10 protein-coding genes are annotated in these 16,797 nt (G+C 55.4%); 4 read left to right on the top strand and 6 right to left on the bottom strand.

Annotation, left to right across the window (positions count from 1 at the left end; translation table 11 throughout):
- Positions 1 to 362 precede the first annotated feature (362 nt).
- From R5L00_RS10170 to R5L00_RS10160, 3 genes are all read left to right on the top strand, one after another.
- Positions 363 to 2,558 (top strand): primosomal protein N', encoded by a 2,196-nt coding sequence (locus R5L00_RS10170; protein ID WP_317651492.1) that lies wholly within the window; start codon positions 363 to 365, stop codon positions 2,556 to 2,558.
- A gap of 173 nt (positions 2,559 to 2,731) precedes the next feature.
- A complete protein-coding gene (gene argH, locus R5L00_RS10165) occupies positions 2,732 to 4,168 on the top strand; it encodes an argininosuccinate lyase (protein WP_107694681.1) in 1,437 nt (478 codons plus the stop codon).
- A gap of 9 nt (positions 4,169 to 4,177) precedes the next feature.
- On the top strand, positions 4,178 to 5,062 hold the full coding sequence (locus R5L00_RS10160; RefSeq protein WP_107694682.1) for a fructosamine kinase family protein: 885 nt from the start codon (positions 4,178 to 4,180) through the stop codon (positions 5,060 to 5,062).
- A 93-nt stretch (positions 5,063 to 5,155) separates the two neighbouring features.
- On the opposite strand, the gene R5L00_RS10155 is transcribed toward R5L00_RS10160, so the two are convergent.
- From R5L00_RS10155 to R5L00_RS10135, 5 genes are read right to left on the bottom strand one after another with little or no spacing between them, the layout of a single operon-like run.
- Positions 5,156 to 6,754 (bottom strand): peptide chain release factor 3, encoded by a 1,599-nt coding sequence (locus tag R5L00_RS10155; protein WP_317651490.1) that lies wholly within the window; start codon positions 6,752 to 6,754, stop codon positions 5,156 to 5,158.
- A gap of 12 nt (positions 6,755 to 6,766) precedes the next feature.
- Positions 6,767 to 8,926: an ABC transporter ATP-binding protein gene (locus R5L00_RS10150; RefSeq protein WP_107694684.1), complete on the bottom strand. Its 2,160-nt coding sequence runs from the start codon at positions 8,924 to 8,926 to the stop codon at positions 6,767 to 6,769.
- Positions 8,926 to 10,440 carry an ABC transporter permease gene (locus R5L00_RS10145; RefSeq protein WP_107694685.1) on the bottom strand — a complete coding sequence of 505 codons (1,515 nt, stop codon included), beginning with the start codon at positions 10,438 to 10,440 and terminating at the stop codon, positions 8,926 to 8,928. The genes R5L00_RS10150 and R5L00_RS10145 overlap by 1 nt, the downstream gene beginning before the upstream one ends.
- A gap of 22 nt (positions 10,441 to 10,462) precedes the next feature.
- Positions 10,463 to 11,440 (bottom strand): ABC transporter permease, encoded by a 978-nt coding sequence (locus R5L00_RS10140; protein ID WP_107694686.1) that lies wholly within the window; start codon positions 11,438 to 11,440, stop codon positions 10,463 to 10,465.
- Positions 11,441 to 11,463: 23 nt separating this feature from the next.
- Positions 11,464 to 13,728: an ABC transporter substrate-binding protein gene (locus tag R5L00_RS10135; RefSeq protein WP_317651485.1), complete on the bottom strand. Its 2,265-nt coding sequence runs from the start codon at positions 13,726 to 13,728 to the stop codon at positions 11,464 to 11,466.
- 399 nt (positions 13,729 to 14,127) lie between these two features.
- Here R5L00_RS10135 and R5L00_RS10130 point away from each other — a divergent pair, with 399 nt between their 5' ends.
- Complete coding sequence (locus R5L00_RS10130) at positions 14,128 to 14,922, top strand: enoyl-ACP reductase (protein ID WP_317651483.1); 795 nt, start codon at positions 14,128 to 14,130, stop codon at positions 14,920 to 14,922.
- A 15-nt stretch (positions 14,923 to 14,937) separates the two neighbouring features.
- On the opposite strand, the gene R5L00_RS10125 is transcribed toward R5L00_RS10130, so the two are convergent.
- Entirely contained in the window at positions 14,938 to 16,770 is a 1,833-nt protein-coding gene (locus R5L00_RS10125; protein WP_317651482.1) for a SurA N-terminal domain-containing protein, read from the bottom strand.
- Between the last annotated feature and the right edge of the window lie 27 nt (positions 16,771 to 16,797).

Here is a 16,797-nt window from a genome sequence, read left to right as displayed (position 1 = left end):
ATGGCTCAGCCTTCTTCTCAACGTTTTTTGGCCCTTGATAAGAAAACCGAAATCCGTTGTTGCCATTACCCCAGCGGAATCGATCCGTCCACTAGCGTGCGGCACGGACAGTGCATCGCTTCGGTTAAAAGCATATCTTATGCCAACCCCTAGTGGATTCCGTAAATCAAGAGCTTGAGAAACAAAAACAGGCTTACCCGGGTACAATGTAAGAAGTCCCGACACGCCAACCCCAGATCCGGCGCGGAATTAAGCCGGTAACTGTCGGGGTTAAATTCCCCACCTTACTGCGATCGCCTCTCACGTCACCGCGGCGTCCGGGCATAATTGTCTGTTTCACTGGCTCCAGTGTCCATATTCCCATGCCTATCATTCGCGTTGCACTCGATGTTCCTGTGAACACCTTGTTCGACTACCTAGCACCTGACGAAATATCCGCGCGAGACATCGGCCTTCGTGTGCGCGTTCCATTCGGCAAAAATACGCTCACGGGCGTAATCATAGAAGTGATGGCTCACTCCGCCGTGCCGCCCCAACGGCTCCGCTATGCCAGTCATGTTTTCCGCGATGTCCCTCCCCTGCCAAAGGACCTGCTCGATCTATTCCGTTTTTGTGGCGATTATTACCATCATCCTCTGGGCGAGGTCGTCCTCAACGGGTTGCCCTCCAGGTTGCGCAGCAATAAACCCTTTGTAAAAAGGGCTGACGCTGATTTGCGATATCGCCTCACGGCGACAGGGGAATCGACTGATTTATCCCACGTTCCCGCGCGGAGTATCGTCAAGCGCAGGCTTTTGGCACGCCTGCAAGGACAAGGCGGGATGAGCATGAGCGAGGCAAGAGAAATCTCCAGCCGGGCTGTGAAGGCTATCAAGGACTTCATCGCCGCAGGATGGGTGGAAGAAATCCCGGTTTCATGCCCCGGCTACAGGATCTTCGACGAATCAAAGACATCGCCCGTGCTGACCCCCGCTCAGAAAAACGCGGTCGATGCCATCACGACGAAAGCAAATGAATTCCACGTCTGGCTATTGCATGGAATCACGGGGAGTGGAAAAACAGAGGTCTACCTGCGCCTTATATCGCTTTTACTCCGGCAAGCGCGGCAAACGCTCGTACTGGTGCCTGAAATCAACCTCACGCCACAATTGGAAGCCAGCTTCCGCGCCCGCTTTCCAGCTGTGCGATTGGTAAGCCTCCACAGCGGGCTCAACCCGTCTGAGCGTGCAGCCGGCTGGCTGCAAGCGCAACAGGCAGAAGCTCAGCTCATACTTGGAACGCGTCTCGCAGTTTTTACCCCACTGCCAAAGCTGGGATTGATAATAGTGGATGAGGAGCATGATCCGTCGTTTAAACAACAGGAGGGATTGCGCTATTCTGCCCGAGATGTGGCGGTATTTCGTGCCAAACAAGCTGGCGTGCCGGTGATATTGGGATCCGCCACCCCTTCTCTGGAGAGTTACCATGCCGCTCTGAGCGGCCGCTACACCCGACTTCGATTACCGTTACGCGCGGTGAAGAACGCCTCGCTGCCGGTCGTACGTTGTGTTGATATGCGGACCACCCGAGCCACAGACGGCCTTTCGGCTCCAGCGACCGCCGCACTGGCAAGATGTCTGGCATTAAACCAGCAAAGTCTTGTGTTTATCAACCGCCGCGGCTACTCGCCAGTATTGCTGTGCAGATCGTGCGGATGGGCGGCGGCTTGCCATCGCTGCGCCAGCCGCTTGGTGGTATACCTGCGCGAAAAACAATTGCGTTGCCACCATTGCGGGCACCGGGAACGCTTCCCCAACGCCTGTCCCCAATGCGGCGATCAGGATATCGCGCCTTTCGGACACGGCACGCAACGCGTGGCGGCCACGCTGGCAGAATGCTTTCCTGACGCCCGCGTCATGCGCATTGATCGCGACAGCACGCGCCGTAAAGATGCGTGGCCACAGATGCTGAAAGACATCCAGGAAAAGCGGGTGGACATTCTTGTCGGAACGCAGATTCTAGCCAAGGGGCATGATTTCCCCAATCTGTCGCTCGTGGCCATACTGAATTCGGACGCTTCGCTATACAGTACCGATTTTCGTGCTTCCGAGCGTTTATTTGCGCAGTTGATGCAAGTCGCTGGCCGTGCGGGACGCTCGGGTATTGAAGGAGAGGTATTGATTCAAACGGAGTTCCCTGGTCATCCGCTATATCATGCGCTTCAGAAGCAGGATTATGACGCGCTAGCCCGAACGTTGCTGGAAGAGAGAAGAGCGGCGGGATTCCCGCCTTTCGTGTATCAGGCTTTATTGCGAGCGGAGGCGCCGGAGATTGGCGTGGCGCTGAGTTTTCTCGCCAGCGCGGCATCTATCGCGCAGGCGCCGGAAGAAGTCGAAGTATTCGATCCTGTGCCCGCCCAAATGTCACGCCTCAAGGGAATGGAGCGGGCGTATCTGCTGGCGCAGTGCGGCTCCCGCAAACAACTACAGGCATTCCTCGCGGGGTGGAGATCAAGACTCGACGCGCTTCCGAGCCGCAAGGTGCGGTGGATATTGGACGTAGATCCCCTTGAGTTTTGAACGCACCGGACCATATCGGGCGAGCGTAATCGGTCAACGGCTCTTCCGCTGGAGTCAAAAAACGACGGCCGCCATCAGCGCATGGGGGGAGCGGATGTTTTGTTTTATACTCGCGTTCTTTAAATAGCAAAGGAGCGTTTGGAAAATTTAATATTTCCATTCCAGCAAGAATAATGGCAACCACCCACAAGAACAGCGCGTCGATCGAAAACACCAACGCCACCTGGTCAGGGCGCTTCGCGGAACCGGTTTCGGAACTGGTGCAACGGTACACCGCATCGGTGAATTTTGACCAACGGCTGGCGGAGTATGACATCCAGGGGTCTCTCGCCCACGCGGGCATGCTTGCAGCCGGAGGCATCATTAGCGCCGATGACCTGGCTGCGATCGAGTCTGGTTTAGCTGAGATTTTGAACGAAATACGGCGCGGCGAGTTTACCTGGAAGCTGGAACTGGAAGACGTGCATCTCAATATCGAGAAACGTCTTATCACTCTTATTGGAGATGCCGGCAAGCGCTTGCATACCGCGCGGTCCCGCAATGACCAGGTGGCGACGGATGTGCGCCTGTATCTGCGCGCCGCCATCGACAATATCGTTGATCTCATACATGCGCTTCAGCGCGCGCTGCTCGATCTGGCTGAAGCGCATGTGGATACGCTGATGCCGGGTTTCACGCACTTGCAAGTCGCGCAACCCGTCGTATTCGGTCACCATCTCATGGCTTATTTCGAGATGTTGAAGCGGGATGCTCAACGCTTGTCCGACTGCAGAAAGCGCGTGAACAAACTGCCGTTGGGAGCAGCAGCATTGGCGGGTACAAGTTATTCAATCAACCGCGAAATGGTAGCGCGACAATTGGGGTTCGACGGGGTTTGCGAAAATTCCCTCGACGCGGTTTCCGACCGTGATTTTGCGATTGAGTTCTGTGCCGCGGCAACACTCGTGATGACGCACCTGTCGCGCTTATCAGAAGAATTGATCTTATGGATGAACCCCTCCTTCGGCTTTATCGACCTTCCCGACCGGTTCTGCACCGGCTCATCCATCATGCCGCAAAAAAAGAACCCCGATGTGCCGGAGCTGGTGCGTGGAAAGACAGGGCGCGTTAATGGACATCTCATTGCCCTGCTCACGCTGATGAAGGCTCAGCCGCTGGCATACAACAAGGACAACCAGGAAGACAAGGAGCCGCTGTTTGATACGGTAGACACGCTCATGGACACGCTGCGAATCTATGCGGACTTGATAGCGGGCATTAGGGTCAACCGGGACGCGATGCGCGACGCGGCTATGCGGGGCTACGCCACGGCTACTGATCTGGCCGATTATCTGACAAAAAAAGGGTTGCCTTTCCGCGAGGCGCACGAGGCAGTAGCCCAAGCCGTGCGCTTCTCCGACGGAAGCGGCCGCGACCTCAGCGCACTCAGCCTGCCCGAGTTGCAGCAATTTTCGAGTCTAATCGACGATGATATCTTTGCGTTGCTAACGCTTCAGGGGTCGGTCGACAGCCGCAACCACATCGGTGGAACAGCGCCGGTACAGGTAAGCGCGGCGATCGCAAGGGCAAGGACATGGCTGGCCGGCGACGAACAGCTGCAAAGCGGATAACGTATATTCATGACGTCATGGACCGAAATTGCCGCGCAGATCTCCAGTTCAGAAGGGATTCCGTTTGTTGTGGAGAAAGTTGCGTCCATCGGCGGCGGCTGCATCAACCGAACTTATAGGGTGGGGGGCAGCGGACGCGAGTTTTTTGTCAAATTGAACAACGCGGATGCCTTGGCCATGTTCGAGGCGGAAGCGGCAGGGCTCAAGGAAATCCTGGGATCCCGGTCCCTGCGTGCGCCGGCGCCACTGTGCTGGGGGACCAATAGCACTGAGGCGTGGCTGGTGCTGGAGTATCTGGAGATGAACGATGCTGGTCGGAGCGGCGCAATCGCCCTGGGGCAGCGACTTGCCACGATGCATCGTTTCTCGTCGCAAAAATTCGGGTGGATACGCGACAACACGATTGGCTCTACCCCCCAGATCAACAAATTCTCAACCGGATGGACAGAGTTCTGGCGCGAACGCCGTCTGGGTTATCAGCTGAGGCTGGCGAGAGCGAATGGCTATACGGGCAGGCTACAGAAGCAAGGTGAGCAATTGATGGAACGGCTCGACCATTTTTTTCCAGGTCCGCAGCCGATTCCCTCTCTATTGCACGGCGATTTATGGGCGGGTAATTTTCGTTTCGACGACTCGGGACAACCGGTGGTATTTGATCCTGCCGTGTATTACGGCGACCGTGAGACGGATATTGCCATGACCGAGCTATTCGGCGGATTTGCGAATTCGTTTTATGCGGCTTATGGGGAAGCATACCCCCTGGAACCCGAGTACGAGACCCGTAAAACACTCTACAATCTCTATCACATACTAAACCATCTCAATCTGTTTGGGGGCGGCTACCTTCGCCAGGCGGAACAGACGACGGGTAGGCTGCTGGCGGAAGTCAGCTAATAAGCTTGATCCATCCGCCCCAAGGCTACACACCCCGGTGGAAGGAATGCTTCTTCAATCAGATCGCGCGCAGCAATGCCTCTGGGTGGTGTCTTACGCACACTGAAATACCAGCCCCGCGTGCTCTCGCATTCGGTGGAAACGGATGGTTTCCCAGCTTTCCTCGGCAACGCTCAGTTCAGCGCCAAATGATGCAAGGAAGGCCGGGGCGTTGACTGCGTCATACGCCACCCGATGCGCGTTGGAATCGATAAAGCGCCTGAGTTCGCGTTCGTCTTCCGCGGTAACCCAACGCGCAAGCTGGAACTTGGAGGGGACGAGCCTCGCGTCGACGCCATACTCGTGTTTGAGTCGGTGCGCCACCACGTCGAACTGCAGGGTACCCACGGCGCCCAGCAGCAGAGTACTGCTGGAATGCGGCCGAAATACCTGGATCGCGCCCTCCTCGCCCAATTGGGCGAGTCCCAATTTGAGCTGCTTGCTCCGCATCGGGTCCGCAATTTCCACCGTCTGAAAGATTTCGGGGGCAAAAAAAGGCAAGCCGGTAAACTGCAGGCGTTCACCTTCTGTCAAAGTATCCCCCAATTGTAGCGTTCCATGGTTGGGGATGCCGATGATATCGCCGGGATAGGCGATGTCTAGCAAGTCCCGCCTCTGAGAGAGAAACGATACCACCCCGTTCGTCCGAATGTCCTTATCGTTACGCACGATTTTCAGATTCATGCCGCGCTCGAACCGCCCCGAACAGATCCTGACGAAGGCGATTCGATCACGGTGGGCTGGGTTCATGTTGGCCTGAATCTTGAAGACCACCCCGGAAAACCTCTGCTCGCCGGGTTGCACTTCGCGCTGCAGGGCCATGCGTGATCCCGGCGGCGGCGCGAGACCTACCAGCGCATCAAGGACTTCACAGATGCCGAAGTTGTTGATGGCCGAGCCAAAAAATACCGGTGTTTGCTTCCCGGCAAGGAAGGCGGCTTGGTCGAATTCAGGGGACGCCCCGCGTATAAGCTCGATTTCCTGCTGCATTTCGGCGGCGGTATCCCCAAACCGAAGTGCGATTGCGGGGTTATCCAGACCGTGGATGATTTCGTCATCCTCATCCAGCCGATCCGAGCCCGGACGAAAAACGCGCATCTGGTCGCGCTGCAAGTCGAATACGCCATTGAAACTGCGACCCATGCCCACAGGCCAGGTAAACGGCACTGCCGCCATGCGCAGCGTTCGTTCGATCTCATCAATTAGATCCAGCGGGGGTCGCACCTCCCGGTCCATCTTGTTAATGAACGTGATGATAGGCGTATTACGCGCCCGGCATACGTCCAGCAAGCGTAACGTCTGCGCTTCGACACCGTTGGCTGCATCGATCACCATCAAGGCTGCATCCACGGCAGTCAGGACACGATACGTATCTTCGGAGAAATCCTGATGCCCGGGGGTATCCAGAAGGTTGATGACGCAGCCAGCGTACTCCATCTGCATAACCGAACTGGCTACCGAGATACCACGCTGTTTCTCGATTTCCATCCAGTCCGAGGTGGCGTGCCGGCTTGCCTTGCGCGCCTTGACACTCCCGGCGATATGAATTGCGCCGGCAAACAAAAGCAGCTTTTCGGTAAGCGTCGTCTTACCCGCGTCCGGATGAGAAATTATCGCAAACGTGCGACGCCGCGCCACTTCCTGACTGACCATTCTGAATATTCCTTAAGCTTGCTGAGAATCTTGTTCCTGGGGATACAAATAGCAACGCGCGGTATGCGTTGAACTAAATGTGCTTGTTGCGGGATAAATTTCTCGGCACACGGGCATGGCGTGCGGGCACCGGGGGTGAAAATGACAGCCAGCAGGCGGATGCGCAGGTGAGGGAAGATCGCCGTGCAAATGGATAATATGGCGTTTTGATTCGAGCTCGATCACCGGCACCGCCGACAGCAGGGCCTGAGTATAAGGGTGCTTGGGGCTGGTCAGCACTTCATCCACCGTTCCGCGTTCGACGATTCTTCCCAGATACATCACAGCGACTTCATCAGCGAGATATTCCACCACGGAGATATTGTGGGTTATGAATAGATACGCCAAGCCGAGATTGCTCTGCAATTCCTTCAACAGATTCAAAATCTGGGCTTGCACGGAGACGTCCAGCGCGCTGGTGGGCTCATCGCAAATGATAAGCTTCGGGTTGACGGCCAAAGCTCGGGCGATTGCAATACGCTGGCGCTGCCCCCCGGAAAATTCATGCGGATAGCGCCACTTGGCTTCGGGCGGCAACCCGACGCTATCCAATAGCGCATCCATACTCTGTCCCTGAGGTATCTTTCGCTGCGGTATCTTTCGTGGAAACACCCCAGCCTGAAGCTCCGCCGCTCTTCCGTCGCTTCCATTGCCGACATTCAGTGAATTAATGCCTTCTTCGATGATGTCGACGATGCGCATCCTCGGATTGAGCGAGGAATACGGGTCTTGGAATATTAGCTGGAACTCGGCACGCATGCGTCTAAGCCGGTTGCGTTCCAGCCCTACCAGTTCCAGCCCGTTGTAGCGTACGCTGCCCGAGGTGGGTGGAATGAGTTGCAGGATACTCTTCCCGACTGTTGTCTTCCCGCAACCGGACTCGCCCACCAGCGCCAGCGTCTTTCCCCGACCAATGTGAAGCGATACGCCATCCACCGCTTTGACGTATCCCACCACGTTTTTCATCAGCCCCTTGCGGATGGGAAAGTGGACCTTCAGGTCCGTAACCGACAGCAAATATGCGTCGGTGGTGGTTGCACCGGCAGGCGGATGCGACCCGATCTGCGCTGTAAACTCGTCCACAGCGCCAGGGTTATCAACGGTATTGGTGTTCTCCCGGAGCTGCCGGCCGGACGCTTGCTCGGCGGCGAGTGATCCGGCGTCCGCACCATAAAGATGACATCTTACGTGATGTTCCCCGGCTACAATGGACCAGCCCGGTGCCGCCTCATGACATAAGTCCCATGCATGCTCGCAGCGGTCCGCGAAACGACAGCCGACAAATTCCTGCGATAAGGGGGGCACGTTCCCGCTTATGGCTGCCAGGCGCAAACCTTGCCGGCGCCTGTTTCTCCCCGGAAGGGAAGCGAGCAACTTGCGCGAATAGGGATGCGCGGGAGCCTGAAAAAACGCATCCCGTGCGGCAGTCTCCACGATTTCGCCAGCGTACATTATTCCTACCCGATGCGCCATTTCGGCGGCAACGCCAAGATCGTGCGTAATGAGCAGAATCGCCATACCGTCACGCTGTTGGAGAGTACGCATGAGGTCAAGCACCTGCGCCTGGATGGTCACATCTAGGGCAGTCGTCGGCTCATCGGCGATTAGAAGCTCGGGTTGTCCCGCCAGCGCCATGGCTATCATCATCCGCTGCTTCATTCCACCCGAGAACTGAAACGGATATTCATGCATGCGGCGCGGCGCGTCGGGTATTCCCACTTGATTCAAGATTTCCACGATGCGCTCTTGCTCGGCCATACCGCGAAGATCGAAGTGGCGGCGAAGAACCTCGCCGATTTGCTCCGCCACGGTCATGACCGGATTCAGGCTTAGCATTGGCTCCTGAAAGATCATGCTGATGCGCTTTCCACGAACGCCGCGCATGGCCGCTTCCGGCAGCAGAAGCAAATCCTTTTCGCCCAGCCTGACCGACCCTCCCACAATTTCGCCCGACTCGGGCAGAAGCCGCATTATGGAAAGAGCGGTCATGGATTTACCGCAACCTGATTCGCCTAGCAAGGCGAAAGTCTCGCCTTTCCCAATCTCCAGCGTAAGCCCATCCACCGCATGTACCACCGTTGTATCGGTGTAGAGAATGGTTTCGAGATTTTGTATTCTCAATACCGGGCTCATCACAAAAATGAGTCCTCGGGCCTCGCTGAAGCGGTTTCAACTTCTGGCTTTTTCTGGATTTTTTTTCGGTGGAAGGCTTTAACCCTTGTCGACAAGTTCTTGGCTCGGGGGTCAAAAGCATTCTGTACCGCATCAGCGAATAGATTGGCGCTCAATACCAACGCAAACATGAAGCTGAAAGCGGCGAGCAATGCCCACCATACCATCGGCTCGCGCGCCATTTCCATGCGCGCGGCGTTAATCATAGTGCCAAAACTGATCATGGAGGGGTCCACGCCGACGCCTACGTAAGAAAGCACGGCCTCGGCCAGAACCAGACCGCTGAAGTCCATTACCGTCGATATCAGCACGATATGCATCACGTTGGGAAGGATGTGGCGGCTGATAATCCGCCAATGAGACACACCGAACGCATGGGCCGCTTGAATATACTCCATCTCCCTCAGTTTCAGGGTTTCACCGCGCAACAGCCGACACAAGCCGGTCCAGCTCGTTACCCCGAGTATGACGCACAGAAACAGCAGACGCAGGTCGGCGCGTGCCGCAACCGTGTCGAACAACTCCGGACGAGTTTCGATATATACCTGCATCATCAATACGGCGGCGGCAATCAGCAAAACGCTGGGAATCGAACTGAGCGTCGTATACAGGTATTGAATCACATCATCCACCCAGCCACGGAAATATCCCGCAGTGATACCCAGGAGCAGCGCAAAAGGCAACATCATCAATGTGGTGAGCGTGCCAATCACGAGCCCGGTGCGGATGCTTTTAAGCGATAGATAAAAAACGTCCTGCCCCACCTTATCCGTGCCGAATATATGGTAACTGCTGCACAACGCCAATGCCGCGCCGAGTAATACCAGTATCAGCGCGAGCATGATGCTAACGGCGTACCATGGGGTTGCGGTGGTACGGCACCGTATCGCGGCAAGTGCGGACATGAACGTTTCATTTCTTTGTCGCGCCAATGTCACAGCTAGCAAGGCGATCAGGACACCGCAGAGGAGCAGCCCCCCTACTGCGCCCGTCGCAGCCCGCGCCATAATGTCCGGCATAAGCTCTAGTTCCGGGTCCTGTAAATGCGCTCCGCCGTACTTCAGTCGAGGAAACTCGCGCGTCTGCCCGCCATCCGGAAGCTCTACCGTTTCGCGCGCATACAGATGAGCGGCAAACGGCGCGGAATAGGTCTTTTCCACGCGCGTGCGGAGAGGAGCCGCAATTAGGTCCAGCAAGCTCAGCACTTCAACGCTGTAAGCTGTCTCACTAACCGCGCCGTTGTCGCCGTTGCCAAGTTCGGTAGCGGGACGGAAATGTACCGTATCAAGTAATCCGGTAATGATAAAGAAGACCAGCACCGTGAGCGCGGACATACCGCTCGCGCTATGGCCCACGCGCCGCCACGGAGCCAGAAGGTGCTCGTTTCGCCGTATATGCCAGACAAGCACGAGCACAACCGCTACCAGCAGGTAGACGAGTGCGTCTGTCCACAGGACTACGGGTTTGAAAGACATGACAACTGCCGCGATCGCTCCATTATTCCATTCTTATTCTGGGGTCGACCAGCGTATAGGAAATATCCGTCAATATCAGCCCGACGATATACAACAGGGATCCAAGAAAAACCATAGCCCGCACCACCGCAAAATCCTGTGAATTGATCGCATCGATGGTATAACTCCCCAAACCCGGGATGCCAAAAAAGGACTCGGCAATGAGACTGCCCAGAAAAAGCAAAGGGATCACGACCACCGTTCCAGTCAATATCGGTATGAGCGCATTTCTCAGCACGTGCCCAAACAGCACGATACGCTCTGATAAACCCTTGGCCCGCGCGGTGCGGACGTAATCCCTGCTCATTTCTTCAAGAAAGATCGTGCGGTACCAGCGAGTATTGGCTCCGGCGCCGCTAATCACGCCGATAATCACGGGCAGTATGAGGAACTTCGCAGCGTCCATCCCGTAGCCGTAACCTGAAATAGGTACGAGATGCCATAGTTTGCTGATCAGGAATTGTCCGCCGATAATGTAGAAGAGGCTGGAGATGGACATTAGCGCGACGCATAGTACCACACCCCAGAAATCCACATACGTCGCCCGAAAAAACACCATCGTCAGCGCAAACACGATATAGACGCCCAGTCCCAGCAAGAATACCGGCAGCGCAATTGAAAGACTGGGTATCATCCGTTTTCTTATCTCATAGGCAATATCGCGCCCGTCGTCGGCCCGGCCAAAACGGAACGCAAACATGGATACCGACTTCTCAAAAAAAACCGTCCGGGTCAGTTTGGAGAAACCTTGCTCGGCATTATTGAACATCAACGGCTTGTCGTATCCACGCTCCTGCTTCCACCGGACGATGGCCTCGGGCGTCACGCGCTTGATGCCAAGCTGCATCCGAGCCATATCGTCGGGCGTATTCACCACGAAAAACAAGGTGAAAGTAATCAGGTTAACGCCAATCAGAATTGGAATCGCGTAAAACAAACGCCGGACAATGTAGTTAAGCATCTAATCTTGATTTTAGGCGGTGCTCAAGCGGGCTTGATGTCGCGGCTGGTTATTCCCGCGCTCCGTTCCCTGTGGCGATAAACCATTACCGCGGGGATCAGGCTGGCCAAAAGCAGTATTGCTACCAGCACAACCGGCCACAGCACTGGTTCATTCCATTCTCGCCGTTTCTCGGCTCTCAAGCTGCCATCTATGCGGAAGTATTTAATATTGTTGTGTGACAGTCTGTTCGGCTTAACATTCTCGTACCACGCGTGATATAACCCGTACTCCTTGGGGTGATAACCCCATAGCCAAGGCGCATCGCGACGCAGGATGCTCACCATGCGGTCAATGATGCGTTGGCGTTCCGGGCCGTTCTCCATATTCTTCATCTGCTCGAACAATCGGTTGTATTCGGAATTAGAGTAATTTGAGGCGTTTTCGCCCTCGCTCCCCGCCTTTCGCTGCGGACCGTGCAGAAGGAACAGGAAATTCTCCGCGTCCGGGTAGTCCGCATTCCATCCCCACTCGAAAATTTGCGCATTGCCCTTGCGTATCTTGTCCTGGAAACGGTTGTAGTCTGTACTTCGGACCACGAGCTGGATATTGAGTTTCTGAAATTGTTTCCGCATCCAGTCGAGACTTGATTTATCCTCGGCGCTACGGGCGGTAACGTCAAAGTACAGTACCAGCGGCGCTCCCGTCCGGGCATCCCTGCCGTTCGGATAGCCCGCCTCAGCCAGAAGCGCTTTTGCAGCTTCGATCGGTTTGCGCCGAGCACGTCCATTGACCCAATCGTACACTACTGGGTTCACACCCTCCTTGCCCTCGCGATGGCCTGCGATACCCGGCGGGATCGGCCCTTGCGCCGGAATGCCACGGCCGTTGGCAAATATCGAAACGTACTCTTCGTAATCAACTGCAATCGAGATCGCCTGCCGCAGCTTTCTTGCCGCCTCCTGTCCCTGCTTACCTACACCGCCTACTACCGGGTCTAACATATTAAAACCCATATAATTGGTGGACGCTGCCACAGCGGTTTCCAGCCTGATGCCCTGCTGCTTCATCGCTTCCGTCACTGTGGCTTCTCCCTGCCCCGTCAGTTGTACTGCCTGATCGAAACTGTCGGAACCAATGGCGGAAGCGTCATAGTATCCCTGGAGGAACTTGTTCCAGCGCGGAATGCTTTCCTTGTCACGGCTGTATATGACTTTCTCAATGAATGGCAACGGCTTGCCGGCATCCTTCAGCAAGCCCTCGTCTACGTCCTCGGGTGGGCCTTCCGTCGGATAGGCTTCGCCGTGAAAATTCGGGTTTTTCTCAAGTATCATTACGCGGTTTGGATCGTTTTCGGTCAACATATAGGGACCAGTACCCACGGGGTACCAGTCCAGTGTGATGTTTTTTTCCGCCATTCCGCGTTGACCGTAAAAACGCTCCGCCTCCCACGGGATGGGCGCAAAAAAAGGCATTGCCAGCCAGTACAGGAACTGCGGGTATTTCCCCTTGATCTTGATGCGATAAGTATGCGTATCCACAACCTGGGCGCCCTCGAGAGGGAAACTGTGGAGGTCCAGATAGGTGTCCGCGCCTTTTTGGTTGAACTGCGCCTGGGCCGCTACAGTCTCCAGCGTTGCTGAATATTCCTTAAGTCCGACGATATAGTCCGACATCAAACCCAGTATCGGTGAATGCAGCTTCGGATGCGCCAACCGCTTAACCTGGAAAACGTAGTCATGAGCCGTGAGTTCCCGCGAGCCGCTAAGGGGAAAGTCACTCAGCTTGTAAATGCCCGCAAGATCCTTTGCTGACAGGGAATGATAGAGAAGTTCACCGCCCTCGTTTCTGGCAAATGCGGGGTGAGGTTGGTAACGAATTCCGGGCTTGATCGAAATTTCATAAACCGTATAGGCGATCTGCGCTGCATTGGCGTCATCCGCCAGCCGCTCCCCGCTCTGGCCGAAATATTGTACCACCGGCATTTTTACTGCTGCCGATGGGATCAGTTCATAAGGACGCTTCAGATAATGGTATTGCAGCGGCGGCTCGTAGATCTGAGCCGTAAACAGAATTTCGTTTGAGCTATAGGACTGCACCGGGTCCAGGTGCTTGGGGCGTTCCGCAAAGGCGCTATAAAGTATATTTTTGTCTGCATCCGCGGCAGGGTAGGGGCTATTCCAGGGGTTGCCGCTGCACGCGCTAACCAGAATCACGGGCAGTACCGGAACATATTTCAGGGCCGCCTTAATAACGCGCCCGAGACGTGAGCCGCGGGAAAAACCAGATGGCGTGGCCGATGAGCGCATCGGGAAAAGTCTGCAACTCGGCAGGCTTCGAAATTGTTCCGCTCGGCGGTAACGCTCTGTAGTACCGGAGTCGCCACCGGACGCTGGACATTGGGATGCCCATGCGAGGATCTTTTTAGTCAAATATCTGGAAATCAGGTTACGCGAAACTGACCCGCTCCGCCCGCGCGCGCATCGGCTTCGACACGTTCCGTTTCGCCACGCTGCCGCCGCGCCTGCGCATTGCGCAACCGTGGATTTACTAGGGGGATCCGCTAAAGCTGCCTTCATTGATGCAAGTGTAGCGTATAACCGACATGGAGACTGAGCACCGGCCAGCTAAAATTCGATGATTCCACAAGCGCCAATAACTTGACGCTATAATCCCCCCGATCGTTCAATACATTGCAAGGATATAACATGACACTGCTCGCCGATAAGCGGATCCTCATCGCCGGATTGCTCAGTAATCGCTCCATTGCTTATGGAATTGCGAAGGCGATGCATCGCGAAGGCGCGAAATTGGCCTTCACTTATCAGGGAGAGGGAATCCGCGAACGCGTTGCTAAACTCATCACCGAGTTTGATAGCGATTTGCTATTTCCTTGCGATGTTTCAAATGATGAGGACATTGCGAAGTGTTTCGACAGCCTGGGACAACACTGGGATGGCCTTGACGGCATCGTTCACTCCATCGCTTTTGCGCCACGGGAGGCTTTGAGCGGAGACTATCTGGAAAGTGTCAATCGGGAAGCTTTTCGCATCGCGCACGATGTAAGCTCCTATAGCTTCGCAGCTTTGGCAAAAGCCGGCCTGCCGCTGATGCAGGGGCGCAATGGTGCCCTTCTCACGCTTACCTACCTGGGCTCGGCTCGCGTTATGCCGAGTTACAACGTCATGGGACTGGCTAAGGCAAGTCTTGAGGCAAACGTGCGCTTCATGGCATCCAGCCTTGGGCCCAAGGGGATACGGGTCAATGCCATTTCCGCTGGTCCAATCAAAACCCTGGCCGCAGCCGGAATCAGCAACTTCGGAAAATTGTTGAGCTATACCGAAAAAGTCGCCCCGTTACGTCGAAATGTTTCGATCATGGAGGTAGGCAACACGGCCGCCTTTTTGTGCAGCGACCTCGCGAGCGGCATCACCGGAGAAATTACCCATGTGGACGCGGGGTTCAACACGATAGCGTTTGACGTCATCGACTCCTGCCTTTAGTGGATAAATGCCTTTCTAGTTAACGCTCCTGACCGAAACGTCATAACGCGTCCTAACACCCGCTAAATAGGATGTCAGTTCCTCCTGGGTAAGCAACTGCTGCAGTTGTTTCGCAAAAGCTCTGCGTGTAGCCACGTCTGGCACCTCTGGCTGAACGACACGACTGACCCGAATCAAAGTGAAACCGCCTTTAGGATTCTCCACCCCCGTATAAGATGGCAATGCCGCGGTATCAGTCTTGAATGCGGCGCGCAGCGTATCGTTATCGAGACCCTGCGGATCCTTTCGCGAGACCCGCTGAGCTGCGCTCCAGGTAATGTCGGTTCGCTTTCCCGCATGTAACTGCGCAAGCTTTTCCTTGCCCTCCTTAGTCGCCAGCGCTCGCGCTTCCTGCTGCGCTACCACCGCAGAAATTTTATCCTTCAACTCCGCAATAGAGGGCATCCGGGCTGGTCTATGGTCAAGGACCCTCGCCGCAACCAGGGTGTTGGGCGCGACCTCGACCGCTTCCGTGTTGCGCTTGTTCTTTAGTGCATCCTCCGCGAATATCGCCTGCAGCAGTCTCGCGTTGGTCAAGTATGGTGGCTGGCCCGAGTCTCTGCCTATCCAGTCACTTCGCTGAACAGGTAAGTTAAATTTTTCCACGGCGGGCTGAAGGCTATCGCTCTGCTCATAAACTAAATTGCTGAAGCCATCCGCTACTTCGCCGAAAAGCTTGCCGGCTTTCTCGTTTTTGATTTGCTGCTCAACCTGACCTTTTACCTCGTTAAAATCAACCGCCTTCGCACCTTTGATCGCCGTGAGTTTAATGATGTGAAAACCAAAGTCTGTCTCGACGATATTACTGATGTCATCCGGCTTCATCTGGAAAACAACGTCCTCAAAAGCCTTGACCATCATATTGCGTCCAAAATAGCCAAGATCCCCGCCATTGGCTGCCGAGCCCGGGTCTTGGGAATTCTGCTTGGCAAGCTCGGCAAAATTTTGCGGGGCTTTCCTCGCCTGGATGAGTAATTGCTCGGCTTTGGCCCGCGCTGACTGCCGCTCGGCGTCGGAGGCGGATGCCGGAGCGCTTAGCAGGATGTGGCTGGCGCGTCGTTCTTCCGTCTGGCCGAATTCACTCCTGTGCTCGTCAAAATATTTCATCGCCTCTTCTGTACTCACGGGCGATTGTTCAGCTAATTTTTCCAGCGAAAGCACCACGTATTCAACTTGTACTTGTTCCGGCAGCTGGAACTCAGCCTGGTGGGAGTCGTAATAAGCCTTGATGGCCGCATCGTCGGGTTTGACACGCCCCAGGAACTCGGCCGGTAGTATTTGAACAAGGCTGATTTCGCGCTGTTCTTCGCTCAGCCTTAGCAATTTTTCCGCTACTGTGTCTGAAACGAAGCCATTTTCGCCATAAGGCGCAATCAGTTGCTGGCGCATGAGTTCCTGCCGCACCCGGGCTTCAAATGTTCGCGGAGTCATACCCTGGCCCCGCAGCAACTCTTCGTAGCGCTGCTTCGAAAACTTGCCATCTTCCTGAAAAGCGGAAATGTTTTGTATCATCTCCACCAATTGCGGGTCGAGTACGGCTAAGCCTGCGCTGGATGCCTCATGCTTTAACAAGCGTTGCTGAATCAGCCCCTCAAGGACCGCGGTTCGCACTTCGGGCCTGTCCAGCATGGTATCGTTAAAATTCTCTCCCATCGTTGCTCGCATGCTTTCCTGCTGATTGCGCATCGCCTGGTCGAATTCCTGGCGCTGGATTTTCTCTCCTGCGGCCATGGCGATGAAATCTTCGCCCTCATTGCTCTGATACGACTCGAGGCCCCAGAACAGGAACGGCAGCACGGCAAGACCCATGATGATCTGGACGATTCGTCTTTTTCT

It is taken from the genome of Nitrosospira sp. Is2 (genome assembly GCF_033095785.1).
Taxonomy (GTDB): Bacteria; Pseudomonadota; Gammaproteobacteria; order Burkholderiales; family Nitrosomonadaceae; genus Nitrosospira.
This window is presented reverse-complemented; position numbering and strand designations above follow the sequence as displayed.

Excerpts from the sequence above, each read along its gene's own strand:
- R5L00_RS10125 (WP_317651482.1), bottom strand. The coding sequence starts at position 16,770 with ATGGGTCTTGCCGTGCTGCCGTTCCTGTTCTGGGGCCTCGAGTCGTAT.
- R5L00_RS10130 (WP_317651483.1), top strand. The coding sequence starts at position 14,128 with ATGACACTGCTCGCCGATAAGCGGATCCTCATCGCCGGATTGCTCAGT.
- R5L00_RS10150 (WP_107694684.1), bottom strand. The coding sequence starts at position 8,926 with ATGAGCCCGGTATTGAGAATACAAAATCTCGAAACCATTCTCTACACC.
- R5L00_RS10155 (WP_317651490.1), bottom strand. The coding sequence starts at position 6,754 with ATGGTCAGTCAGGAAGTGGCGCGGCGTCGCACGTTTGCGATAATTTCT.
- R5L00_RS10170 (WP_317651492.1), top strand. The coding sequence starts at position 363 with ATGCCTATCATTCGCGTTGCACTCGATGTTCCTGTGAACACCTTGTTC.
- R5L00_RS10140 (WP_107694686.1), bottom strand. The coding sequence starts at position 11,440 with ATGCTTAACTACATTGTCCGGCGTTTGTTTTACGCGATTCCAATTCTG.
- R5L00_RS10145 (WP_107694685.1), bottom strand. The coding sequence starts at position 10,440 with ATGTCTTTCAAACCCGTAGTCCTGTGGACAGACGCACTCGTCTACCTG.
- R5L00_RS10160 (WP_107694682.1), top strand. The coding sequence starts at position 4,178 with ATGACGTCATGGACCGAAATTGCCGCGCAGATCTCCAGTTCAGAAGGG.
- R5L00_RS10135 (WP_317651485.1), bottom strand. The coding sequence starts at position 13,728 with ATGCGCTCATCGGCCACGCCATCTGGTTTTTCCCGCGGCTCACGTCTC.
- argH (WP_107694681.1), top strand. The coding sequence starts at position 2,732 with ATGGCAACCACCCACAAGAACAGCGCGTCGATCGAAAACACCAACGCC.